The 23,938-nt window shown below is 61.6% G+C and carries 27 protein-coding genes; all 27 read right to left on the bottom strand.

Translation table 11 applies throughout. From position 1 onward, the window contains the following. Positions 1-6: 6 nt before the first annotated feature. A complete protein-coding gene (rsmB, locus tag JX325_RS01830) occupies positions 7-1,317 on the bottom strand; it encodes a 16S rRNA (cytosine(967)-C(5))-methyltransferase RsmB (protein ID WP_204789477.1) in 1,311 nt (436 codons plus the stop codon). After that, positions 1,314-2,060, bottom strand: coding sequence for a zinc metallopeptidase (locus JX325_RS01825; RefSeq protein ID WP_204789476.1), 747 nt, complete (start codon positions 2,058-2,060; stop codon positions 1,314-1,316). Before JX325_RS01825 ends, rsmB begins: the two co-directional genes overlap by 4 nt. A 15-nt stretch (positions 2,061-2,075) precedes the next feature. After that, positions 2,076-2,996 (bottom strand): methionyl-tRNA formyltransferase, encoded by a 921-nt coding sequence (fmt, locus tag JX325_RS01820; protein ID WP_204789475.1) that lies wholly within the window; start codon positions 2,994-2,996, stop codon positions 2,076-2,078. Continuing rightward, positions 2,996-3,496, bottom strand: coding sequence for a peptide deformylase (gene def / locus JX325_RS01815; RefSeq protein WP_204789474.1), 501 nt, complete (start codon positions 3,494-3,496; stop codon positions 2,996-2,998). The genes fmt and def overlap by 1 nt, the downstream gene beginning before the upstream one ends. A gap of 12 nt (positions 3,497-3,508) precedes the next feature. Continuing rightward, positions 3,509-5,953 carry a primosomal protein N' gene (priA, locus tag JX325_RS01810; RefSeq protein WP_204789473.1) on the bottom strand — a complete coding sequence of 815 codons (2,445 nt, stop codon included), beginning with the start codon at positions 5,951-5,953 and terminating at the stop codon, positions 3,509-3,511. Positions 5,954-5,962: 9 nt separating this feature from the next. Further along, complete coding sequence (gene rpoZ, locus JX325_RS01805) at positions 5,963-6,178, bottom strand: DNA-directed RNA polymerase subunit omega (protein WP_204789472.1); 216 nt, start codon at positions 6,176-6,178, stop codon at positions 5,963-5,965. 38 nt (positions 6,179-6,216) lie between these two features. Beyond that, positions 6,217-6,813 (bottom strand): guanylate kinase, encoded by a 597-nt coding sequence (gene gmk / locus JX325_RS01800; RefSeq protein ID WP_204789471.1) that lies wholly within the window; start codon positions 6,811-6,813, stop codon positions 6,217-6,219. Continuing rightward, positions 6,810-7,049: a DUF370 domain-containing protein gene (locus JX325_RS01795; protein WP_279380492.1), complete on the bottom strand. Its 240-nt coding sequence runs from the start codon at positions 7,047-7,049 to the stop codon at positions 6,810-6,812. Before JX325_RS01795 ends, gmk begins: the two co-directional genes overlap by 4 nt. 2 nt (positions 7,050-7,051) lie before the next feature. Next, positions 7,052-7,933, bottom strand: a complete 882-nt coding sequence (locus tag JX325_RS01790; protein ID WP_204789469.1) for a YicC/YloC family endoribonuclease — start codon at positions 7,931-7,933, stop codon at positions 7,052-7,054. Positions 7,934-7,951: 18 nt separating this feature from the next. Next, positions 7,952-8,554, bottom strand: a complete 603-nt coding sequence (locus tag JX325_RS01785; protein ID WP_204789468.1) for a DnaJ domain-containing protein — start codon at positions 8,552-8,554, stop codon at positions 7,952-7,954. Then, positions 8,551-9,438, bottom strand: a complete 888-nt coding sequence (locus JX325_RS01780; RefSeq protein WP_204789467.1) for a DUF5685 family protein — start codon at positions 9,436-9,438, stop codon at positions 8,551-8,553. Before JX325_RS01780 ends, JX325_RS01785 begins: the two co-directional genes overlap by 4 nt. Next, positions 9,438-9,848 carry a SoxR reducing system RseC family protein gene (locus JX325_RS01775; RefSeq protein ID WP_204789466.1) on the bottom strand — a complete coding sequence of 137 codons (411 nt, stop codon included), beginning with the start codon at positions 9,846-9,848 and terminating at the stop codon, positions 9,438-9,440. The genes JX325_RS01780 and JX325_RS01775 overlap by 1 nt, the downstream gene beginning before the upstream one ends. Beyond that, positions 9,845-11,221 carry a YbbR-like domain-containing protein gene (locus JX325_RS01770; RefSeq protein ID WP_204789465.1) on the bottom strand — a complete coding sequence of 459 codons (1,377 nt, stop codon included), beginning with the start codon at positions 11,219-11,221 and terminating at the stop codon, positions 9,845-9,847. Before JX325_RS01770 ends, JX325_RS01775 begins: the two co-directional genes overlap by 4 nt. Beyond that, a complete protein-coding gene (gene cdaA / locus JX325_RS01765; protein ID WP_204789464.1) occupies positions 11,214-12,086 on the bottom strand; it encodes a diadenylate cyclase CdaA in 873 nt (290 codons plus the stop codon). The genes JX325_RS01770 and cdaA overlap by 8 nt, the downstream gene beginning before the upstream one ends. Positions 12,087-12,238: 152 nt before the next feature. After that, complete coding sequence (locus tag JX325_RS01760; RefSeq protein WP_204789463.1) at positions 12,239-13,372, bottom strand: aminotransferase class V-fold PLP-dependent enzyme; 1,134 nt, start codon at positions 13,370-13,372, stop codon at positions 12,239-12,241. Beyond that, a complete protein-coding gene (locus tag JX325_RS01755) occupies positions 13,369-13,620 on the bottom strand; it encodes a DUF3343 domain-containing protein (protein WP_204789462.1) in 252 nt (83 codons plus the stop codon). The genes JX325_RS01760 and JX325_RS01755 overlap by 4 nt, the downstream gene beginning before the upstream one ends. Positions 13,621-13,732: 112 nt before the next feature. Beyond that, positions 13,733-14,221, bottom strand: coding sequence for a 2-C-methyl-D-erythritol 2,4-cyclodiphosphate synthase (ispF, locus tag JX325_RS01750; protein WP_204789461.1), 489 nt, complete (start codon positions 14,219-14,221; stop codon positions 13,733-13,735). Then, positions 14,218-14,949 (bottom strand): 2-C-methyl-D-erythritol 4-phosphate cytidylyltransferase, encoded by a 732-nt coding sequence (ispD, locus tag JX325_RS01745; protein ID WP_204789460.1) that lies wholly within the window; start codon positions 14,947-14,949, stop codon positions 14,218-14,220. The genes ispF and ispD overlap by 4 nt, the downstream gene beginning before the upstream one ends. Before the next feature lie 41 nt (positions 14,950-14,990). Beyond that, positions 14,991-15,488 carry a CarD family transcriptional regulator gene (locus JX325_RS01740; protein WP_204789459.1) on the bottom strand — a complete coding sequence of 166 codons (498 nt, stop codon included), beginning with the start codon at positions 15,486-15,488 and terminating at the stop codon, positions 14,991-14,993. A gap of 195 nt (positions 15,489-15,683) precedes the next feature. After that, positions 15,684-17,030 (bottom strand): butyryl-CoA:acetate CoA-transferase, encoded by a 1,347-nt coding sequence (locus JX325_RS01735; protein ID WP_204789458.1) that lies wholly within the window; start codon positions 17,028-17,030, stop codon positions 15,684-15,686. A 211-nt stretch (positions 17,031-17,241) separates the two neighbouring features. Beyond that, the gene (locus JX325_RS01730) at positions 17,242-19,200 is read right to left on the bottom strand and encodes a bifunctional 4-hydroxy-3-methylbut-2-enyl diphosphate reductase/30S ribosomal protein S1 (protein WP_204789457.1); all 1,959 of its coding nucleotides are present in this window, start codon (positions 19,198-19,200) and stop codon (positions 17,242-17,244) included. Further along, positions 19,191-19,832 carry a 1-acyl-sn-glycerol-3-phosphate acyltransferase gene (locus JX325_RS01725; RefSeq protein WP_204789456.1) on the bottom strand — a complete coding sequence of 214 codons (642 nt, stop codon included), beginning with the start codon at positions 19,830-19,832 and terminating at the stop codon, positions 19,191-19,193. Before JX325_RS01725 ends, JX325_RS01730 begins: the two co-directional genes overlap by 10 nt. Beyond that, positions 19,829-20,506: a (d)CMP kinase gene (gene cmk, locus JX325_RS01720; protein WP_204789455.1), complete on the bottom strand. Its 678-nt coding sequence runs from the start codon at positions 20,504-20,506 to the stop codon at positions 19,829-19,831. The genes JX325_RS01725 and cmk overlap by 4 nt, the downstream gene beginning before the upstream one ends. A gap of 12 nt (positions 20,507-20,518) precedes the next feature. Then, positions 20,519-21,748, bottom strand: coding sequence for an aminoacetone oxidase family FAD-binding enzyme (locus JX325_RS01715; protein WP_204789454.1), 1,230 nt, complete (start codon positions 21,746-21,748; stop codon positions 20,519-20,521). Then, positions 21,741-22,601, bottom strand: a complete 861-nt coding sequence (locus JX325_RS01710) for a MurR/RpiR family transcriptional regulator (RefSeq protein ID WP_204789453.1) — start codon at positions 22,599-22,601, stop codon at positions 21,741-21,743. The genes JX325_RS01715 and JX325_RS01710 overlap by 8 nt, the downstream gene beginning before the upstream one ends. Positions 22,602-22,642: 41 nt before the next feature. After that, on the bottom strand, positions 22,643-23,539 hold the full coding sequence (locus tag JX325_RS01705) for a polyprenyl synthetase family protein (RefSeq protein WP_204789452.1): 897 nt from the start codon (positions 23,537-23,539) through the stop codon (positions 22,643-22,645). Between the two features lie 3 nt (positions 23,540-23,542). Further along, complete coding sequence (gene xseB / locus JX325_RS01700; protein WP_204789451.1) at positions 23,543-23,782, bottom strand: exodeoxyribonuclease VII small subunit; 240 nt, start codon at positions 23,780-23,782, stop codon at positions 23,543-23,545. Between the last annotated feature and the right edge of the window lie 156 nt (positions 23,783-23,938).

Raw genomic sequence — 23,938 nt, 5'->3', positions numbered from 1 at the left:
TTCGCCTCAAACGCGCCGCGTCATGCGGCAGATGTAAAAGCCGTCGGTGTCGTGGAGGTGGGGCCAGAGGGTAATCTGCCCTTCCGCCTGCCCAATGGGCTCCGGCAGAAGAAACCTTTCCCGGGAAAACTCCGGATGGGTCCCCAGGAACGCGTCCGCCACTTCCTCGTTCTCCTCCGGCAGGATGGTACAGGTGGAGTAAAGCAAGGTTCCGCCGGGGCGGACATAACGGGCGGCGTTTTCCAGAATGGCGTTCTGGACCATCGGCAGGGTGAAGAGGTCGTCCGCCTTTTTCCGGCGGATATCCGGCTTCTTGCGGAGGATGCCCAGGCCGGAGCAGGGAGCATCCACCAGCACCAGATCAAAACCGTCCCGCCATTCCTCCCGAAAGACCCGCCCGTCGGCGGCCTCCGCGCGGATGGAGGTCAGTCCCAGCCGGGCCGCGCCCTCCCGGATGCGCTTCAGCTTATTCTCGTGGAGATCGCAGGAGATGATTTCTCCCCGGTCCCCCATGGCAATGGCGGTGGCAAAGGATTTNCCGCCGGGGGCGGCGCACACGTCCAGCACCCGGCCTTTGGGCCCCGCCGCCAGCACCGCCAAGCGGGCCGCCGGGTCTTGAATGTAAATCATGCCGTCCCGGAACGCCTGGAGACGCTCCAGGTCCCCCGTGCCTTGCAGCAGCAGACAGTCCGGAAGCCNCNGGTGCGGCTCCNCCCGGACGCCCTCGGCCTCTAAGGCANATACCGCTTCCTCCGTGGAACAGCGGAGGGTGTTGACCTGGGCGGCGGCGGGAGGCTGGCGGTTGCTGTTTGTTAAAAACGCCTCCGCTCCCTCCCGGCCCAGCAGGGCCAGCAGCCGCTTTACCAGCCATTTCGGGTGGCTGTAACGGATAGAGAGGTATTTGGCCTCATCTCGGTCCGGGATGGCGGGCAGAGCCTCCTTCTCCCGGCAGAGCCGCCGGAGGACGGCGTTGACCAAGCCCGCCGCCGCTCTCCTTCCCGCGTCCTTGGCCAGCTCCACCGACGTGTGAACGGCGGCGTTGTCCGGCACCCGGTCCAGAAAGAGAATCTGATAGGCCCCGATCCGCAGAATATCCGCCAGAGGCGGCTGGAGGTGGTCCAGCTTTTGGGAACAGAAGCCGGAGAGGTAAAAGTCCAGCAGCGTCTCGTTCTGGATGACGCCGTAAACAATCCGGCTGCACAGCCCTGCGTCGGCGGGCGAAAGCCCCTTTAGATGCGATCCCAGCGCCGCGTCCGCCCAGGCCCCCCGCACGCGGCAGGCGGTCAGGACGGCCAGCGCTTCCCCGCGGGCGCTCATCCCCGGCCTCCGCCCCGGCGGCTGTCACGCCCGCCGTTCCGGCCCAGGAAGATGAGCACATACCGCAGCAGCTGCAAAGCGGACATCAGCAGCGCCGCCACATAGGTCAGCGCCGCCGCCCGGAGGACCTTCCGGGCTCCGGTCAGCTCCTCATGGTCCAGTAAATTCCGGCCCTCAATGGTTTCCAAAGCCCGGCGGGAGGCGTTGAACTCCACCGGCAGGGTCACCAGCTGGAAAAACGTCGTCAGGGAAAACAGCAGGATTCCCACCAAAAACAGGCTCTGGCTGTAGAACAGCAGCCCGATGAGCAGCAGGATCATGGAACAGCGGGAACCCAGATTCGTCACAGGCACAATGGCGCTCCGCAGACGAACCGGAGCGTAGCCCACGGCGTACTGGACAGCGTGGCCCGCCTCGTGGGCCGCCACGCCCACCGCCGCCACGGTGGCGGAGGAGTAGACGGCTTGGGAGAGATAGATGGTATTGTCCCGGGGATCGTAGTGGTCCGTCAGCTTGCCCCGGGTGGAGGTGATGGTTACATCGTAAACCCCGTTGGCCCGGAGCACCGCCTCCGCCGCCTGGGCGCCGGTGAGGCGGCGGCGGTTGGAGACCCGGCTGTACTTATCGAAGCTGCCGCTGACCTGGACCTGGGCCCAGAGGGACAGGAACATCACCGGGATCAGCAGAAGGAAATAGATGTTGTTGGCCAGGAAATCTCCGTAGCCACCATAATAATAAGGCATAAGCACCCTCGAATTTTAGCGTTGAATGGGATGTCCCAATAAATAAGCCCCGGCGGACATGCGCTTGCCGCCTTTGGCCTGGAGCTCCGTCACCCGGAGGACCCTTCCGTCGCCGCAGGCGAGGTCGATCCCCTGCTTCCCCGCCGCCGTCACCGTGCCGGGGAGGGCCGAAGTTTCCTCTCCGGTTTCCTGCACGGCGTAGAGCTTCATCTCCTCGCCGCTGATGACGTCCGTCGCCGCGCAGGGCCAGGGAATCAGGCCCCGGACCTGGCAGCTGATTTCATGGGCGGAGCGGGTCCAGTCCACGGGGGACAGCTCCTTCCCCAGCATGGGGGCGTAGGTGTGTTTTTCGTGGTCCTGGNGAATACGCGCGGCAGTCCCATCCCCAAGGGCTTTGACAGTCTCGGAGATGGCCTCCGCCCCCAGCTCCGCCAGGCGCCGGGTGAGCTCCTGGGCGTCCTCCGTCTCGCCGATGGAGGTGGACTTTTGCAGGATGACGTCCCCCGCGTCCAGCTCCTTGGCCATATACATGATGGAGACGCCGGTTTCCGTCTCCCCGTTCAGCACCGCCCAGTTGATGGGCGCCGCCCCCCGGTACTTGGGCAGCAGGGACGAGTGGACGTTGATGGAGCCCAGGGGCGGCACGTTCAAAATGTCCTCCGGAAGCAGCTTTCCATNGGCCGCTACCACAATCAGCTCCGGCTTCAGGGAACGCACCAGCTCCAAACTCTCGGAATTCCGCAACGCTGAGGNCTGANAAACCGCCNATTTCTTNGTNAGGGCATATTCCTTTACAGGCGTTGGTGCGAGCTTGTGCCCTCGATTTTTCGGCTTGTCCGGCTGGGTCAGAACGCCGCAAATCTCGTGTCCGTCCTCCACAAGACGGCGGAGAGAAGCTACGGCAAAGTCCGGCGTGCCCATGAAGAGAATGCGCATCAGTCCGCCCCCTCTTCCTGGCTGAAATACTCCTCCACTTCCTCATCTGTCAAGAAGCGGTCAATATGCTCCGTGTAAAGGTGACCATCCAAATGTTCCAGCTCATGGCAGTAGCAGCGGGCCGTCAGGCCCTCCCCCTCCACCTCGAACCACTTTCCGTCCCGGTCCTGAGCACGGACCCGCACGTAATTGGGCCGGGTTACCAGCCCCCATTTGCAGGNAACGNNGAGGCAGCCCTNCGGGCCGGTCTGTTCTCCGCTCTGCGCAATGATGGACGGATTAATGNNTTCGATGTATTCCTCCGTGTCGTCGTCCATCACCACACAGGCCCGGCGGAGAACGCCCACTTGCGGAGCCGCCAGTCCCGCGCCCCCTGCTTCAGAGAGAGTATCCAGCAAATCATCCATCAGCAGATGCAGGCGGCTGTTAAATTCTGTTACCGGACGGCACACCTTATTCAGGCAGTCCTCACCCTGCACCACAATTTTGCGTAATGCCATTCTTTGAACCTCCTAGTCCGCGGCATTGCATTCCGCGAAAATGTTAAATCCCCGGTTTGCGCTGTTTCCGGCAAAGGTCCGCAGCAGCCCGCCGATTTCCTCCCGGGTTTCTTTGTCATTTTTGCCCATCAGCAGGATACGGTAGNGGTAACGGTTGTTGACCTTTAAAACCGGAGCCGGGGCAGGGCCCAGCACTTCGCCGTCCCCAAACCTCCTCCGCAGCGCGTCCCGGACGCCGATGGCTGTCCGGAGCACCGATCCTTCTTCCACGCCGGAGACCGTAAGGGTGAAGAGATCGGCGAAAGGCGGAAGGCGGCGGAGCTTCCGCATATGAATCTCGCTCTCGTAAAAACGGTCGTAGTCCTGCCGGGCGGCGCATTGAATCACACCATTTCCCGGCGTGTAAGTCTGGATGACTGCCCGGCCGGATTTATTTCCCCGGCCCGCCCGGCCTACCACCTGGGTCAGCAGGGCAAAGGTCNGTTCCGCCGCCCGGTAATTCTCCACATACAAGGAAAGATCGGCGGCCAAAACCCCCACTAGGGTCACATTCTCAAAATCCAGCCCCTTGGCTACCATCTGGGTGCCCAGCAAAATGGGAATGCGCTCCTTCTCGAAGCGCCGCAGCAGCTTTCCATGGCCCTCTGCCGTGGTATCCGCGTCCATCCGCAGAATTCCCGCGCCGGGAAACAAGCCCGCCAGCTCCTCCTCTACCTTCTGGGTGCCCGCTCCCACCCGCTTCATGATGCCGCCGCAAACCGGACAGGTGTCAAAGCTCCTCTGGGAGTGTCCGCAGTGGTGGCACATCAGCCGTCCGTTGGCGGAGTGATAGGTCAGCGGCGCGCTGCACCGGGGACACTCCGGCACATGGCCGCACTCCCCGCAAAGCAGCATCCTGCTGCTGCCCCGTCGGTTCAAAAAGAGGATGCTCTGCTCTCCCCTTTCCAGGTTTTGTTCCAGCTCCCGCCGGAGGTCCGCCCCAATGAGGCCGGGATNTCCGGCCTTGATCACCTGGCGGAGATCGGCGATAAGAACTTGAGGGAGACTCTGCTCATTATACCGGCGGCGAAGCAGCTCTTTGTGATACTGCCCCGCCTCCGCCGCCCAGGCCGTCTCAATGGACGGCGTAGCGGAGCCCAGAAGCAGCAGAGCCTTATCCCGGGCGCAGAGATATTTGGCAACGTCCCGTGTATGATACCGGGGCGGATTTTCCGATAGATAACTGCCCTCCTGCTCGTCGTCCAAAATAACAACGCCTAGGTTTTGCAAGGGGGCGAAAATGGCGGAGCGGGTACCCAGCACCACCTTGACCTCTCCCCGGCGGATGCGCTTCCATTGGTCATAGCGCTCCGTCATGCGAAGGCCGCTGTGAAGCATCGCCGCGCCGTCTCCAAAATAAGAAGAGAATTTCCCCATCATCTGTGGCGTCANCACAATTTCCGGCACCANNACAATAGCGGTTCTTCCTTTGGACAGTATCTCCTGGACCAGCCGCAAATAGACCTGGGTTTTTCCGCTTCCGGTCACGCCCTGCAAAAGCGCGCCGGAGGCCCGGCCTGCCTCCGCCAGTCCGAGGAGCCGCTCAAAAGCCGTCTGCTGTTCCTCATTCAGCACGATGGGAGGTCCCGGTTCCGTGTTTCCCGGCAGGAAGACCCGCAGCTCTTCCGCCTCGGAAAAGGCCAGCAGCCCCGCCTTCTCCATTTCCCGCAAGGTTCTTGCGGAAGCGCCGGTAAAGTAGGTAATTTCCGCACAGGCCGTCTTTCCGTTTGCGGCCAGCAGCTTCACCACCTCGTAACGGGCGGGAGAGGAACGCTTCTTTGCCTCCGTCAGGGCCAGGGCCTCCTCGGCGCTGAGGGCCAGCTCCGCCATCCGGCGGGTCTTGTCCCCTACCTTCTGCTTTGCCGCCGTCTCGTGCCAAACCACCCCCGCCTTCTCCAGAGCCCGGAGCGCCGGAAGAATGTCGTCCCCGCAGGCTTCCCGCAAATCCTCCAGCCCGGCGGAACCGCCGGAGCGCTCCAGCGCATCCAGAATCTCCGCCCCCCGGCGGATACCCCCGGCGGCGGCTTTGACCGTCTCCGGGTCCAGTTCCGCCTGTATGCGCCAGATCTCTTGAAGGTGGTACCAAAGCCCCGCAGGCAGAATGGTCCGAATCGCCTCGGACAAGGTGCAGAAATACCGCTGCCGCATCCAAAGGGCCAAGGCCAATCCGCCTCCGTCCAGTACCGGCTCCCGGTCCAACACGGCGGAAAGGGCCTTCAGGCCCTGGACCTTCTTTCCCTCGCCCCTGGCAAGAATCATGCCCTCCGACGGTTTGTTTCCCCGGCCAAAGGGTACGGTCACCCGGACACCGGGGACCGCCGAATCCCTCAGCTCCGCCGGGACCAGATAGTCATAGGGTTTGTCGATGTGATAAGGCGCGGCACTGACCGCCACTTTTACGATGGGTGAGGTCTCCATCCGGCGGCGTTACGCCTCTTCAGCGGCCGTGTCAGCGTCGCCGGAGGTGAGTTTGCCGTCAGCCACCTCGTGAATTGCCAGAGTCACCGGCTTTTCATCCAGGTGAAGCCCGGTCATCTCGGCTTCTTCCGCAATCTGGCGGGCCCGGCGGGCCACCACGTTTACCAGCATATAACGGTTGGGGATATAAGAATTGAGCTTGCTCATGGCGGGATACAGCATCATAGTCAATTGACTTCCTTTCCTGTTGCAGTTTATGGCAATTACTTGCCGCTGATGATCTCCATACGCTCCTGGGGACGGCAGTGCTCGGCGGTCATAATGGCCTCCAGCTCCCGCACTGCGTTTTCCACGGAATCGTTGATGACAAAGTAATCATAGGTATGCGCCGTCTGAAACTCCACCTTGGCCCGGACCAGCCGCTTTTGGATTTTCTCCTGGCTGTCCGTCCCCCGTGAGCTGAGCCGGCGTTCCAGCTCCGCCCAACTGGGCGGGGCGATGAAAATGCGGATTGTCTCCGGCCGCTTGGCCGCGATTTGAATCGCGCCCTGAATCTCAATGTCTAAAATCACGTNCTTCCCNTGNTCCATGGCCTNGTCCACAAAGCGCTTCGGCGTGCCGTAGAAGTTTCCCACATACTCGGCATACTCTAAAAATTGATCTTCCGCAATCCACTGCTGAAAGGTTTCCACATCCAGAAAGTGGNAGTGGACGCCGTCCGTCTCACCCTCCCGGGCAGGGCGGGTGGTGGCGGACACGGAGAAATACAGGTCGTCCCTCTTGCTCAAAAGCGCCTGGAGCACCNTACTCTTCCCCACACCGGATGGTCCTGACACGATGAACGTCTTTCCCTTTTTCATGCTTCCTCCTCTTCCCCCGCGCCGAATTTTTCCGGCGGCAGGGCTGACAAAATCACATGGTCGCTGTCCATGATGAAAATGGACGCGGTTATCCGCCCATAGGTGGCGTCGATGAGCATCCCCCNTTCCCGGCTCTCCTGGGTCATGCGGCGAATGGGGGCGGAATCCGGGCCCACAATGGCCACCACCCGCTCTCGGGAGACCATGCTCCCAAAACCGATATTGATGAACTCCATACTCACTCCACGTTCTGCACCTGTTCCCGCATCTTCTCCACTTCGGCTTTCAGGTTCACCACCATTTGGGCGATGGACACGTCGCCGNATTTGGACCCGATNGTNTTGGCCTCCCGGTTGACCTCCTGGATGAGGAAGTCCATCTTNCGCCCCANNGGCTCCGTGGATTCCAGCATCGTCTGAAGCTGCGCCGCGTGACTCCGTAAACGGACGGTCTCCTCATCCACCGCCACCTTATCGGCGTAAATTGCCGCCTCGNTGAGAATGCNCTGAGGGTCGATGGAANCGCTNTGCAGCACCTCCTGCATCCGGGCGGTGAGCTTGGAGCGGTACTCCGCCNCTGTNTCCGGGGAGCGGGCCTCCACCTGCCCCGTATACGCTTCAATGGCTCTCAGGCGGTTCCCAATGTCCTCCGCCAGCCGGGCGCCCTCCACGCCCCGCATCTCGTTGAACGCCGCCAGGGCCGCGTCCAGCACGGCGCAGAGGTCGGCGCTGACGGNTTNAAGGTCCTCATCCGCTTTNGTGACAGACAGCACGTCCGGAAACCGGGCCAGGACCTCCGGCGTCGCCTTATACGCTGCGGGGCCGCAGATCTCCGCCAGCTCATTCAAGGCGGCGGCATACTGCCCCGCCAACTCCCGGTTGACCGTTACCTGCGTCACATCGGCGGCGGAGGCGTCTACGNTGANGAACACGTCCACCTTTCCCCGGGAGACCGCCTTCTGGACCCGCGCCTTCAGCGCGTCCTCGGCAAAGATATACAGTCGGGGCATCTTCACCGTACAGTCCAAATAGCGGTTATTAACCGCCCGGACCTCTACCGTGATATCCCGACTGTTCCTCGTCTCTCTGGCCCGGCCATAGCCGGTCATGCTCTTAATCATGGCAATCTCCCCTTATTTTCAGATAAAGCAGCAGTAGCCGCCGTTGCACAGGGTATAGGCACAGCAAAGGGTCAGGCAGGGATTTCCGGCGCACAAGGTCCCGAAGGGCTCCCCTCCGGGGCGGTAGGGCGAGCCGTTCCTCATCAGGTTCAGCGCCCGCTGGTACTCCGGGTTGTTGGGTTCCATTTGACAGGCGGTCTGGTAATAACGCATTGCCTCGTCCATCCAGCCCCTTCGGTAGCAAACCGCGCCCTTGAGAAAATTCCACTCGGCATTGTGGTCGCCGGTATTGTTTAGAAGCGCCTCCGCCCGGGCAATATCGCCCATCTGGATGGCGGCTCGAACCTGCTGGAAAACGGAGGAAGACCCGCCGGAGCCATAGGACTGCTGCCAGCCTCCGGCGTAGGAGGCGCCGGTGGTCCTGCCCCCGCCGCTGCGCCGTTTGTTAATTTCCTCATAAGCGGCGTTGATTTCCTTCATTTTCTCCTGGGCCAGGTCGGCCAGGGGATTGTCATGGTAATTGTCCGGGTGATATTTCCTTGCCAGCTCCCGATAGGCCCGCTTGACCTCGTCGTCGGTGGNGCTCTCCGAAATACCGAGTACCTGATAGGGATCGTTCATGTGTTTTTCTCCTGCGTTTCTCTCTTGTTTCCCCCGCCCCGGAAGGTGCCGTCCAGCACCGCCTTTCCCACGCGGAAAAGGCCGGTATAGAGGGTGGTTTCCAAAACCGGCGTCCAGACGCCGAAGTCCNACAGCTCAAAGGCGGTGGCCANCATATGGATGGAGTGGTCCAGGGTCGCGGCGAAGCTCTGCCGGGCTTCCTCCGTCCAGACGCCATCCGTCAGCCCATAGCGCAGGGCCACCGGGTTGTAGTTTCCCGAGGCGGCGTCTTTTTTCAAATCGTCCGCCGCGTCCACCAGGTAGACCCAGCGGCCCAGGTGGTAGAATATCTGCTCCAGCACCCGCCGCCGGACCGGCTCGTTCACCGCCTGGGCGGCTCCCTGCAAAAGCACGGCGAAGGTATCCGCCGCCCGGTCCATAGACGGGCAGTTCTCCCGTTCCAGCTCCGCCAGCCGGTTCAGCTGGCAGCGGGTGGATACATCAAACTCCGGCCGGGCCTTGGCGGCTTTCCGGTAGGCCCGTTCCAAAACGGCGGAGGCCCCCCGGTATTTCNAGCCGTGGNAGCGGTCATNGTCCTCCACGCCGNCCCGGGCCTGCCAATAAGCTAAAATCACGCTTTCGTCCGCCGCCAGGGCCAGCGCCGGGCTGGATTCCAGCCGTTCCCGCCCGTGGACGGGATGGGCGGCGCAGCGGCCGTGATGGATGGGGCCTTCCTTTTTCTCCGAAAGAAGGATGGCCAGGAAGGTGAAATCGTAGTTCAGGATAAACCGTGCCGCCGTTCCGTACCGTTCCCCCAAGGCGTGGCAGAGCCCGCAGTAGGCCCGGCCGAAGCGTTTTAACTCCTCCTCCGGCAGATCCTGAGGCGGCCTGACATAGCCGAACATCAGAACAGCCGGACAATGGTAAAGGACAGCCCCCCCCTGGCCCGGAGGCGGCGGTCATAGCTGATAGCCCCCAAGATGCCCAGGATGAAGCCCGCGGCCGCGGCGGTGTACTGGACCGCCACGCTGGCGGTCACCGCCATGGCGGCAAGATAGCCCAGAAAGAACAGGGCCACTGGGATCANATAAACCAGAGCTACAATGCGAAGCATTTTCTTGGTACTGCTCTCCACTACAACCTTCTGCCCCGGAAGGGCCCCGATGGGATTCAGCGCCTTGGCATGAACTGCCGCGCCGGTGACGCCGCAGCCCGCGCACTCCTCGCAGTCGTGGCCGCAGGCGGATTTCCGGGGGACGGAAATCTCGGCATGCCCGGAGTCCAGAATTCGTTCAACCGTTGCAATCTGCGTCATGGCGTTCCCCCTGTCTGCGCGTCTTCCCCGGCGGGAGCGGCAGCCTCCACGTCTTCCGGTCCCGCTTCCTCCTCCGGCGGCGGCTCCTCGCCGCCTTCCCGGATGGTAACCTGAATCTGATACAGGCCGCTGATGCCCACGTCTCCCTTGTTGACCGTCACTTCCGCGGGAATGGTATAGGTGCCGGAGGCGGCGGAATAATCGTCCAGGTCCACCGTTACGGCAATGTCCTCTCCCGTGAGGGCGGCAACGTCCGCCTCGGTGCCAAAGACCTTCACCGCCAGGCTGTCCGTCAGCAGCTCCACGCGTTTGCCCTCCGGTAGGTTCAGCCAGGAGATATTTTCCGTAGAAATCGTGGCGCTGGTCATGTCCTTGAACCGGATTCGCAGGGCGGCCCGGGTAACGCCGCTCACGTTGGTGCAGCCGTCAGGCAGGNTAATCAGATAATTGGTAGTGGTGTAGTTCTCAGAGGCCGTGGTGCCCAGCTCCCGCAGGTCATATTTGCCCAGCTCCAGCGTCTCCACGTCTTTCAGTTTCGTGGCATCGCCGGAAACGGCAATGGTCGCCGGCTCGATAAAGTATTCGGTGTTCCGCGCGCGGCATCCGGGGCCGTCGGTAAAGTTCACGAACAGGCTCAGCTCCTTGGTGACGAACACCGGCAGGGTGGCCCGGACGGTCTCCACCGAGGAGTAGATGCCGGACTTGTCCAAAATCCGGCCGTTTTCGTCATAATACTGGAGCTCCAGGTCCCGGGATACCGTCTCCACCGCGTTGGCGCCGATGTCCAGGNTGACCTTGGCGTAGCTGATGGGGTTGATGTCCTCCTGAAGGCCCCGGACCTCCACCTCCGTGTGGGAGAGCTCCACCTGCCCGGCGGAATAGGTGTCCGCCACGCCGCCCACCAGCTCGCAGCTGACGTCGATGGTCCGGCTGTAGAGCTCACTGATGTTTACCGTCGCCATGCCAAAGCTGGCGTTTTCCCGCTGGATGGCGTTGTTGCCAAATCTGGAATCCGTAAAGCTAACGACGTAGTTGACCCGCTGCACCCCGGCGCTGGTCACGTCATAAAGGCTGGCGGTAACCCGGATATGCGAACGGTCCAGGCTGGAAATCAGCCAGCGGGTGCCCTTCAGCTCCAAATCAATGGTGCGGTCCGTGTCCTCGTCCACCAGCATCAGCCCCCGGTCCGTCAGGGTGCTCTCATATAAATACTCAATGGGGATCTCCAGGAACTCCCGGGTTTGGGTCTGCGGCGTGCCGTTGGGGCCGCTGGTCAAATCGGCGTAGAGCCAAATACCGGCGGCTACCAAAATGGACAGCAGCACATAGACGACCCTCCGGCGTCCGATCTTCTCGTTTTCCACCTTACGCACCTCCGTCCTTCCTGGAGCGCAGCAGGCCCGTCAGGCTGAATTTCTGCTTTTCCGTCCCGGCCTCCTCCTGCGGAAGCAGTTCGTTCCGCAGGAGGTTATCCAGGGTCTCCGGCTTCAAATGCCGTTTCAGCATTCCGCCGGTGGCCACCGAGATAGAGCCGGTCTCCTCCGATACGATGACCACCNNCGCGTCGGAGTTTTCGCNCATGCCGATGCCNGCCCGGTGCCGCATGCCTAAATCCCGGGACAGATTCACGTTCTTGCTCAGGGGGAGCATGCACCCCGCCCCCAGCACCCGACCGTGGCGGACGATGACCGCCCCGTCGTGCATGGGCGCCTTGACAAAAAAGATATTTTTCAAAAGCTCGCTGGACACTGCGGCATCCAGCACTGTGCCGCTGCGGACCATGTCGTCCAAAANNATCTCCCGCTCGAACACAANCAGCGCGCCGGTACGGGACTGGGACATCTCCGAACAGGCCAGGACGGTCTGCTCGATGGTCTGCTCCAGAACGCTGGCGTTCTCCGTCNGAGTGAAGNNGGCCAGGATGNGGCGGCTTCCCATCTCCTCCAAAATCCGGCGGANCTCNGGCTGGAACNGGATGATGAGCGCCAGCACCCCCACCTCCACCATTCGGCTCAGCAGATAGTAGATGCCGTTCAGCCCAAACAGGTAGCTTAAAAGCAGAGCCGCCAGGAAAACGAACAGCCCCTTCAAAAGGCTGGCGGCTTTCGTAGTCTGCACCAGGGTCAGTACTTTATAGAGCGCGAACGCCATGATGGCAATATCCAAAACATCCGAAACCTCAATGGTCAGCAGATACCGGCCGATGGTGGCAAACAGCTCCGTCAGCGTCACATTCATTTTACGTCGTCATCCCTTTCCTCTGGGCCGCCGGGAAAGCGGCTGTTTCCGCTGAGAGAAACGTCAGGTCATGAATACTATAGATTATATAGAACCCGGCGGTAAAAAGCAAGGTAAACCAAGGGAAAATTACCGGAAAATTCACGGTCTGTTCAGAAAGCCCGCCCCAAGGCCCCAGGAAACACCCGGAGCAGCCGGGCTACCTCCTCCGGCGTGTTGAAATCGGAAAAGCTGACGCGGACGGTGCCGGTGTCCAGCGTTCCCGCCGTTCGGTGGGCGCAGGGAGCGCAGTGAATGCCCGTGCGAACGGCGAATCCCCGTTCCGCCAGGGCGGAGCCGATGCTTTCCACGTCCAGTCCCTCCACCGTCAGGGACAGCACCCCGGTCTGATGCCGAAGGCCGGGAGAGGCGAAGATTCGCGTACCCGGCATGGCCGCCAGCCCCTGGGCGGCAATTTGGGTCAGGTGCTTTTCATGGGCCAGAATTTTTTCCTGCCCTCCCCGGCGGACATAGCGGATACCGGCTAACAGTCCTGCGATTCCAGGCATGTTAAGCGTCCCGGCCTCCAGACGGTCCGGCAGGAAATCCGGCATCTGCTGCTGGATAGACTGGCTTCCCGTGCCCCCCTCCAGAAGGGGCCGGGTGGGAACGTCCTCCCGGCACAGCAGTACGCCGGTGCCTTGGGGGCCGTAGAGCCCCTTGTGCCCCGGCATAGCGATAAAGGCCGCGCCAAGAGCTCCCATATTCAGGGGCAAAACCCCCGCAGACTGGGAGGCGTCGATGATAAAGGGCACTCTCCGGCTCCGGCAAATGGCCGCGATGTCCTCTACCGGCTGGATGAAGCCAAAGACGTTGGACACATGGCTGCAAACCACGGCGTCGGTACCGGGGACAATGAGGCGGTTAAAAGCCGCCGTCACCGCCTCCGGCTCAAACAGAGGGGCGGCTGCTACGGAAACATCTGCCCCNAGGGCCTCTAAGGGCCGGGTGACGGCGTTGTGCTCATAGCCGGAGATGACCGCCTTCCCCCCCGGCGGAACCAGGCTTTTGATGGCGATGTTCAAGGCGTGGGTTGCGTTGAGCGTGAATACCACTTGCTCCGGGTTTTTCATGCCGAACATCTCCGCCAGCTCCGAGCGGCACTGAAAGGCCGCGTCGGCGGCCCGGGCAGCGGCGGAGTAACCGCCCCGTCCCGGGGAACTCATGGCGGCCAAGGCCTCCCACATGGCGGCGGCAACGGAAGCGGGCTTCTGAAAGCTGGTGGCCGCGCTGTCAAAATAAATCATGCCTCCACCTCCTGGTACAGGCCCTTCTGGAACAAAAATATTTGAACGGGGTCCAGGCCGTCCCTGTGCAGGGCGGTCAGAGCCCCCGGCAGATCGGAAACCGCTATGCGCACGGCATAGGCGCAGCCCATGTCCGTCAGGTCTCTGGGAGGCCGGAAGACATGGCAGCGGATGCCCGCCCGCCCCAGGGACTTCTGCATCCGCTGGGCGTAGGTTACGGAGCGGGCCAGGATGATATAGTGCTCCACAAACACTCCTCCTTTCTCTCCCATATTATGGGACTTGGAGCGAAAGGTGTCAGGGCACAAAAACGCCCCGCGGAAAAGCGGGGCGCGGAAATCGATTTGGCATGGTACGCGCTTATGAGGGGCTTTGTTCCAGCAAAACCACGGCATGGGCCGCCATGCCGGAGCCGTCCCCGGTGAAGCCCAGACCCTCCTCGGTGGTGGCCTTGACGTTGACCTGCTCCGGCTCAATCCTCAAGGCGGCGGCGATGTTCTCCGCCATTTGGGCCTTGTAGGGGGCCACCTTGGGCGCTTGAGCCAGCAAGGCCGCGTCAATGTTCNCCACGGCAAAGCCCTTCTCTCCCAAAAGGCGGCCCACCTCCCCCAGCAGCTTCAAGCTGGAAATGCCCTTGTAAGCCGGGTCCGTATCCGGAAACAGCTTTCCAATATCCCCCAGGCGGGCGGCTCCCGCCAGAGCATCCATGACGGCGTGAACCAGCACGTCCGCGTCGGAGTGGCCCAAAAGGCCCTTGTCCCAAGGAATTTCCACACCGCCCAGAATCAGCTTCCGCTCCGGGACCAGACGGTGAACGTCGTAGCCGTGGCCGATCCGCAAATTCGTCATCGCCCTTCCTCCCGAGNCTTCACGACGGCTTCCGCCAGAATCAGATCCGCCGGAGTGGTGATTTTCAGGTTTTCCTCCTCGCCCTCCACCAGGAAGACCACCTTCCCCAGCCGCTCCACGGCAGATGCGTCGTCGGTGACAGGGGCCTCCTGCTCCAGGGCGGACTGGAGAGCGGCCTTCAACAGGCTGGCCTCAAAGACCTGGGGGGTCTGGACGGCCCGAAGCCGTCCCCGGTCCAGAGTCCCCTCCACTCCGCCGTCCTCCCGGACCGTCTTTACCGTGTCTTTCACCGCCACGGCGGGGACGGCGGCGGAGCACCGGGCGGCAGCGGACACGACGCGATCCACCAGCTCCGGCGTCACCAGAGGCCGGGCGCCGTCATGCACCGCCAAAAGCTCCATATCCGGCGAGGCCTCCAGCGCCGCCAGCAGCACGGAATGGACCCGGTTTTCCCCGCCACGGATTACCTTTGTGCACTTTGTCAGACCATAGGTCCGGCAAAGCTGAGAGATCTCCAGAATGTCCTCTTCCCGGGCGGCGACAATGATCTTATCCACACTCCCGGCCACTTGAAGGGCCGCCAGGGTCCGTACTAAAACCGGAACGCCCTCCAGCGGCTGGAGTAGCTTGTTCACGCCGCCCATTCGGGTGGAGCTGCCCGCCGCTGCCACCAGCGCGGCACAGCGGGGTCGCCTGGCTTCCCGCACTTTTTTAAAAAACGGCAGCATTGCAAAACCCCTCTCTGCCCCAGCGGGGCCCTTGCGCCTTTTTACTGTGGAACCGGAGGCTTCTGCATCACCGCCCGTTCCAGCCGCTCTTCCGCGTCCTGGTAGGCGCAGCCCTCCACAAGCGCGATCTCGGAGATGATGATCTGCTTCGCGCTGTGGAGCATCTTCCGTTCCCCCGTAGATAGCCCGCGCCGGGAATCCCGCCGCATCAAGCCCTTCACCACCCGGGCCACCTCGTTGAGGTTCCCGCTTTTCAGCCGGAGAAGGTTTTCCTGATAGCGCTTGTTCCAATTGGCGTTGGACTCCACCTCCAAGGCGGGGATGCCGGCGAAAAACGCCTCCGCCTCCGCTTCTGAAATGATGGTCCGGATACCGATGGCCTGGCAGTTGGCGGTGGGAATCTTCAAAGTCAGCCCGCCTACGGGCATTTTGAAGACATAGTACTCCTTCACTTTGCCCGCCACCTTTTCCTGGATGACATCATCGATCACGCCTGCCCCGTGCATAGGGTGCACGATCAGGTCTCCGATTTGGAACATGGACACCCCTTTCTCTGTCGCGGCCTCTGCCGCTGTGTTGTCTGCCTCTTGATCCGCTCGATTCCATGCTGGTTCGAATTCCGTGCCGGTTTTTCCGATTCCGTGCTAAGACTGCCCTGGGTAGGGACTGCTGTCCAACGAAGTTCCTGTGAGACAAACACCACACAGCAGAGGCCCCGCAGAGAAAGCGGCGGCTCAGCGCTTATTGGAGCGCCGCCAAATGCGCATTTTTTCCGCCTCGGCGATAAGCTCTTCCCGGAACTGGGGATGGGCCAAGCCGATCAGGCCCTCCGCCCGTTCCCAGGTGGACTTGCCCTTGACGTTGAATTTTCCGTACTCCGTCACAATCCAATGGAGGTTTGTGCGGGTGGCGGTAACCACGGAGCCCTCCACCAAGGTGGGCCGGATGCGGGATTTCAGCTGGCCGGACTTCTTGTCCATGAAGGACGAGGAGCAGNAGATGAAGCTCTTGCCGCCCTTGGNCAGGTACGCGCCCATGACGAAGTCCTGCTGCCCGCCGGCGCNGGAAATGTGGTTGATGCCGGAGGANTCGGAGGACACCTGTCCGTAGAGGTCGATGTCCACCGCTCCGTTGATGGAGGTAAATTTCTCGATCTGAGACACCCGGGCGATGTCGTTGACATAGCTGACCGGCGCGGCCATGCACTCAGGGTTGTTGTTCAAGAAGTCATAGAGCTTCTGGGTCCCGGCGGCGAAGGCATAGGTCTGCCGGCCCCGGTCGAAAGGCTTGCACGCGCCGGTGATGCGGCCCGCCATAGACATGTCTACAANGGCGTCCACGTACATTTCGGTATGGACGCCCAGGTCCTTCAAATCGGACTCGGCAATCATCTTGCCGATGGCGCTGGGCATGGACCCGATGCCCAGCTGGAGGCAGGCGCCGTCCTCGATCTCCGGCACCACCAAATTCGCCACGGCCAGGTCCACCGCGGAGGCCGCGGAAGCGCCGCCCAAAATCTCCATGGGAGGGTTCTCTCCCTCCACCACCATGGCTACGTCGCTGATGTGTACGCAGTTCTCAAAGCCGCCCAGGCACACGGGCATGTTTTGATTGACCTCAACGATGACGGTTTTGGCGCAATCACACACCGCCTTCAGATGAGAGCCCCCAGGGCCGAAGTTGAACCAGCCGTGCTCATCCATGGGGGCCACCTGGAACATGGCCACATCCAGGGTCTTGATGCAGTCCCGGTAATAGCCCGGCAACTCGGAATAGCGCAGGGGGATATAATAGGCAAAGCCCTCCTTGATGGCCTTCCGCTCAATGCCGCTCATATGCCAGGAATTCCAGGCAAAATGCTCAGCGGCGCCGGGCACATCAAAGATGGCGGGACGGCGGGTCAGGATGCCGCCCCGGATGTTTACGTCCTTCAACTCCCCCATGCGGGCGGCCAGGGCCTTGTCCAAGGCGTTGGGAGAGCAGACCGTCCAGCCGTAATCCAGCCAGTCGCCGGACTTGACGGCCTTGACGGCCTCGGCCGCGGTAGTCAGTTTCTGACGGTATTCCTCCTGGTAGCTCATAGCAGATTCCTCCATATAACTTTTTCTTTTGTCTCTTCGCAAGCGGCGAAAGGTAAATTTTTGCAGTATGACATTTCTATTCAATAGTATAACATCTCTGGGAAAATCTTGCAACGTCAAAACGTGAAAAAAATAACATGTTTTTTGAAGAAAAGAGGCAGACCGATAGGCCTGCCTCTGAAATCTTGGGATTTTTCCGGTTTGTGAGGCCTTACTCCTCCGCCTCGTACTCCGCGGCTTCCTCCACAGAGGGGGCCAGCAGGGCGCGGATGGAAAGNGNAATCTTCTTCCGCTCCTCATCCACAGCNGTGATCTTGGCGTCCACAATCTGACCCTCGGACAGCACGTCCTCCGGTTTCTCGATGCGGCGATCGGCAATCTGGGAGATGTGAATCAAGCCGTCCACGCCGGGAACTACCTCGGCGAANGCGCCGAAGGTCATCAGCTTTACGATGCGGACGGAAGCCACGTCGCCCACGGCGTACTTGTCCATAAACACCTGCCAGGGGTCCACGTTGTGGTCCTTGACGCCCAGGGAAATCTTCCGCTTCTCGGGGTCGAAGGAGATGACGTAAACCTCCATAGTGTCGCCCACCTTGCACACCTCGGAAGGAGTCTTGATGCGGCTCCAGCTCAGCTCCGAGATATGTACCATGCCGTCCACGCCGCCGATGTCGACGAACACACCGTAGCTGGTCATGGATTTTACGGTTCCGGTGTAGCGCTTGCCCACCTCGATGTTGGCCCAAATCTCCTCCTGGGCGGCCCGGCGGGCCTCGTCGGAGACGGAGCGGATAGAGCCCACCACCCGGCGGCGGGCACGGTTGACCTCTGTGATGCGGAGCTGGACCTTCTGGCCCTTCATGGCGGAGAGATCCGCGCCCCGGGGCTGGCCGCTCTGAGAGGCGGGAACGAACACCCGCGCACCCCTGACGGACACCACGATGCCGCCCTTGTTCTCTTCCGTGACAACGCCTTCCATTACCGTCTTCTCGTCCACGGCCCGCTCGATATCCTCCCAGGNCTTTACGGCGTCCAGGCGCTTCTTGGAGAGCTCGGCATAGCCCTCCACATCATTGACGCGGACGATGTAGGTTTCGATTTCGTCGCCTACCTTCACCACATCCTCGGGCTTCGCGTTGGGGTCGTCGGAAAGTTCGCTGAACTTGATGTAGGCCGCCTGCTTGGCGCCCACATCCACCTGCACCTCCGTCGGGGTGATGGCGGTGACGATGCCGGTTACCTTCTCTCCTGTATTTAAAGTTTTGAAGGACTGGTTCAGCAGTTCCTCAAAGGACTCCTCGTTGTTCTCCACCGCTTTGATTTCTTCACTCATGGCTGCATATACCTCCTTAATAATGCCCGCTGGCGTGGAAGCACCGGCCGTAAGGCCCGCAACAGAACAACCACTGAAAAAATCCGGCGGGAGCTCGTCCGCATTTTCAATCTGGACAACGCGGGAGCAGCTCTCCTTACAAATTTCCGTCAAATGTTTGGTGTTGGCGCTTTTACGGTCTCCTACCACGACCATGACGTCCGCTTTCGCGGCGAGAATGGCCGCTTCAGACTGACGCTTATGCGTAGCGGTACATATTGTATCAAATTTTTTTGCGTTTGTACACTCTTTTTTTACGATTTTCCAAGAAGTTTCAAAAAGTTCACGAATGCACGTTGTTTGTGCAACAACCGTCACCGGCGTTTCCCGGGCTTTCGGGTCCTGTTTCAGCCATTCTTCCACCGCTTCCGGACCGCTGAATATCAACGGATGCCCGCACCAGCTGGCGATCCCGGCCACCTCCGGGTGGGCCGCGTCGCCAATAATGACGGGAGTCCGGCCCTCCTCCTCCGCCCGGGCCGCCAGGATCTGAATGCGGCGGACATTGGGACAGGTGGCGTCCACACAGCGGACGCCACGGGCTTTCAAACAGTCCAAAATCTGCTTGGACTCCCCGTGGGAACGGATAATCACCGTGTCGCCAGGCTGTAAAGNCTCTACGCTTTCGACCTTTTGAATTCCAATGCTTTTCAGCTCTTCCACTACATGGACATTGTGAATGAGGTCCCCCAGCATCCAGCAGCGGCCCGTCTCCGCCGCGGTCTGCCGGGCCAGCTCCACCGCCCGGCGGACGCCGTAGCAGAACCCGGCGCTCTGCGCCAGCGTCACCCGCACAGCGGCTTCCCTCCCACGGCCTGCCCGCCCAGGGCATAAGCCGCCGCCAGCAGGTCGTCGGCGATTTTCTGCATTTCCTCGGAGGTGCCCCGGCGGCCGGTGTAGTGCGGCTCGTAAGGGTCGCCGAAAATGATCCGGGTTTTATGGAACAGCTTCTTCTCCCCGTCCACAAAGACCGGCACCAGTGTAGCTCCTGTACGGACGCCGATCATGGCAACACCCGCCTTGGCCTGAGGCGGCAGGCCGTCTATGTAGCCGATCCCGTTTCGGATGGTCGTTCCTTCGGAAAAAATCAGCAGATTGTCCCCCTCCTTCAAAACCTGGATGGCAGTGCGGACGGTGCTGATGTCGTTGTTCCCCCGGCTGACAGGGAACGCCCCCACCTTTTTCAGCAGCCAGCCCAGGAGGGGATTTTGGAACAGCTCTTCCTTGGCCATGATGTGCAATCGATAATTGATGGGCAGGCGGAGGGCCACCAGGATGGGATCCCAGTTGCTGGCGTGGTTTGGGCAGAGGAGCACCCCGCTTTTCGGAAGCTTCTCCATACCCTCTACAGAGGTGGGATGGAGCACGCGGGCGACGAAGCCCACGACATAGTAAATCAAAATGAACAAGCGGTTGAAGGGTTTCATAGGCCNGTCCTTTCCCGAATGATCTCCAGCAGCGCCTCCAGGCTCTGCCGGAAGTCCAGCGCCGAGGTGTCCAGCAGCGCCGCATCCTCCGCCCGGCGCAGGGGGGCGGCCTCCCGGTGGGTATCCCGGAAATCCCGATCCTCAATGTCTCGGAGAACCTCCTCAAAGGGCTGGGGGGTCCCCCGCTCCTCCAGCTCCCGGCAGCGGCGTTGCGCCCTGGCCTGGGCGGAGGCCGTTAAGAACACTTTCACCTCCGCGTCCGGCAGGACCACGGTACCGATATCCCGGCCATCCATAATCACGTCATGCTTTCGAGCCAAATCCCGCTGGGTTTCCATGAGATAGGCCCGGACCACCGGAAGGGCGGAAANGGCGGAGGNNTACCGGGAAATCTCGGGCAGCCGAATTTCCCCGCTGACATCCCGCCCGTTTAAAAACATGCGCTGCCCGCCTTCTCCGTCATACCGGAGCTCTATCCGCAGCGGCGGCAGCATCTCCGCCACGGCGGCCTCATCTCCGGGGTCTACTCCCCGGTCCCGGACGGAGAGTCCCACTGTCCGGTAAATCGCCCCGGTATCCACATATAAAAAACCCAGTGCGGCGGCGGCGGCTCTGGCCAAGGTGCTCTTTCCCGCGCCGGAAGGACCGTCGACGGCCACGCGTATCGTACTCATAAAGAAATCCTCCTAACCTTCGCCGGCCGCGGAAATCCCAGCGGCCCGCCCGGTCGACCAGGCAATCTGGAGATTAAATCCGCCGGTATAGGCGTCCACATCGATGATCTCCCCGGCAAAGTAAAGTCCGCGGATCAATTTCGACGCCATGGTGGCCGGGTCAATTTCCCGCACCTTCACGCCGCCGGAAGTAACAATAGCCTCCGTCACCGGACAGGGCCCTTCGATAACCACGGGGAAATGCTTCAAAACCCGCAGCAGTCCCCGGCGCTGTTCCCGGGTGATGCTACGGACCTTTTCCCGGGGGGCGATTTCCGAGGCCCGGACAACCTCCGGGATCAGCTTTTTGGGCAGCAGGTCGTCCAAGGCGTTGCAAAAATCCTGATTGCTGTACTTCTCAAAATCCGACAGCAGCCGCCGGTCCAAAGCGGCTTCATCCAGCGCCGGTTTCAAGTCAATTTCCAAATGATACGCCCGTTCCCCAAAGCGCCGCATATGGGCGGAGGCCGACAAAATCAGCGGGCCGCTGAGTCCGAAGTGGGTGAACACCAATTCCCCAAAGTCTGTATAGATTTTTTTACTATTTTCGAAGACCGTCAGCCCCACGTTCCGAAGGCTCAGGCCCTGGAGGNTCCGCCCCACGCCGAAGTCTCTCAAGGGCACCAGGGAGCCCCGGAGGGGCGTCACCGTGTGCCCGGCTTCCGCCGCCATGCGGTGGCCCTCGCCGGTAGAGCCGGTGGCGGGATAGGACACCCCGCCGGTGGCTAAGACGATGGCCTCCGCCGGATAGCGCTCCCGCTCCCCGGCGANGCCCCGGACCGCGCCGTCCNCGATTTCCAGGCTCCGAGCCCGGTCCCGGACCACGCGGACCCGCAGTTTTTTCAGCCGCCGCTCCAGGGCGGCGCTGACATCGAAGGCCCGGTCGGACACCGGAAACACCCGGTTTCCCCGTTCCGTCTTCAGCGGCACGCCCAGGTCTTCAAAAAAGGCCATAGCATCCTGTGCATTGAAGCGGAAAAAGGCACTGTAAAGGAATNTCCCATTGCAGGGAATATTCGCCAGAAGCTCTTCCGGTCCCGCGTTATTCGTCAGATTGCACCGGCCTTTTCCGGTGATGTTCAGTTTTTTCCCCAGCCGTTCGTTGGGCTCCAGCAGCGTCACGAACGCTCCTCGCTCCGCCGCAGATATGGCTGCCATCATCCCGGCGGCACCGCCGCCGNTTACCACGATTTCCTTACTCATCGTCCATCTTCCCAAATACGCCGTACTCGTTCCAAATGTCCTCCAGCTCCGCGAAGGTGGCGGAGACATCCGCTCCGTAACGGTTGGACNGGGCCACCAGCAGGGCGTTGATGAGAGACAGCGGCGCCACCATGGAGTCCACAAAAGAGATCATCTCGCAGGGGGCCAGCAGCGCCGCCTGAGAGAGCTGATATACCGGGGAAAGCTCATTGTCCGTGATAGCGATGATCTCCGCCCCCCGGTCCCGGGCAAACTTCACCGTGTTGATGGTGACCTTGGAGTACCGGGGAAAGCTGATGGCAATCAGCACGTCCCCGGGCCCCATGCGGAGCATCTGCTCGAACATCTCCCCCGCCGCGTTGGACTGGATCAGCGTCACATTCTCCGACAGCAGGTGCATGTAAAAATGGAGGTATCCCGCCACGAAGGAGGAGGACCGGACGCCCAGAATGTAGACGTGACGGCTGGTCATAATCTTGTCCACCACCCNGTCGAACTCGTCCTGCCTCCCATGGCTGAGCATTTGGCGCAGCTTGTCAATGTCGGACTGAATGACCGCCGGCAGCACATTTTGATACATATCCCCCGCCGCCTGGATGCGCTGGGTGGAGGTCAGGCGGCTGCGGATCATGTCCTGTAAGGCCCGCTGCATGCTGGGATAACCGTCATAGCCCAGCTCGGAGGCAAAGCGCACCACCGTGGACTCGCTGACTCCCGCCAGGATGCCCAGGCGGCTGGCGGTCATAAAGGCCGCCTTGTCGTAGTTTTCCAAAATATAGGAGGCTATGCGCTTCTGGCCCTTGGAAAAGCCGCTCATGCCCCGTTCCAGGCAATTCAAAATATTCTTTGCCACACTTCTCCCCCCGGAATCAAGTTTTCCAGGAATGACNCTCCTCAGTTTTTGCGCACCGCCAGGCTGTCCGCCAGCTCCCGCAAAAACGCCGTGTCCCCCAGCCAGCGGCCGGCGTCCAGGGCTTCCTTGGCCCGGACGGTGTAGTCCAGCACCAGTGCCTCACAGGCTTCCACCCCCAGCAGGTTCACATAGGTGGCCTTTTGGTTCGCCGCGTCGGAACCCACGGGCTTGCCCAGCTCCTCAGCGGTGGAGACCGCGTCCAGAATGTCGTCCCGAATCTGGAAGGCCAGCCCCAAGTTCGTCGCGTAATGCCAGGCGGCGTCCATGCAGCTCTCGTCCACCTCCCGGCGGCCCATGGAGGCGCAGATCCCCATCATGCACGCCGCCCGGAGCAGGGCCCCGGTCTTCTTGTTGTTGATGTCCGTCAGGTCCTCCGCCGTCCGGGGCTGCCCGTCGCCCGCGGTGTCCCAGTACTGCCCGNCNCACATGCCGGTCTCTCCGGCGGCCTCCGCCAGAATCTTCGCCGCCATGACCACAGCCGCCTTTCCGCCGTGCCGCCACTTTCCTTTGGCGGACAACACCGTCTGAAACGCCGCCGCCTGGAGGGCGTCCCCCGCCAGGATGGCGACGCATTCGCCGAATTTTTTGTGATTGGTGGGCATCCCCCGGCGGAGATCGTCGTTGTCCATGCAGGGCAGATCGTCATGGATGAGGGAATAGGTGTGAAGCATTTCCACTCCACAGCCAAAGTCCAGTGCCTCTTCCAGGGTTCCCCCCGCCGCCTCGCAGAATTTCATGGTCAAAATAGGCCGGATGCGCTTGCCCCCGGCCAGGAGGCTGTAGCGCATTGCCTCCTCCAGCCCTCCGCCGGAGAAAAACGTCCGCAGGCGGGCCTCCGTCAACTCCCGGGCTTCCTCCAATTGCCGCTGAAACTCCATGGTTCAGACCTCCTCCGTACTTTCAAAGGGCAACTCGACGGGCGCGCCGCCGGGGCCCTTCATTAACTTCACCACTTGCTGCTCCGCCTGGTCCAGCTGCTTCGTGCAGGCGGCGATGAGCTTTGTCCCCTCCTCAAAGAGGGCCAGGGAATCCGCCAGCTGGACATCCCCCTGTTCCAGGGCGGAGACAATCTCCTCCAACCGGGCAATCTGCTGTTCAAAGGTCAGCTTTTTTGCGGCCATGCCGTTCCCTCCTTTTCATAAGGCTCCTCCACCGTGCAGAGGAAGCCTCCTTCTCCCAGGGCCACGGAAACCCGCTCCCCGGCCCGTACCTCCCGCCAGGAGCGCAGAATCTCCCCCGACGGCCCCTGGGCCATGGCATAGCCCCGGCCCAGCACC

Source organism: Oscillibacter sp. CU971, assembly GCF_905219725.1.
In the GTDB taxonomy this organism is placed as follows: Bacteria; Bacillota; Clostridia; order Oscillospirales; family Oscillospiraceae; genus Oscillibacter.
The sequence above is the reverse complement of the archived record's forward strand: the minus strand, read 5'-3'. Positions and strand labels throughout refer to the sequence as shown.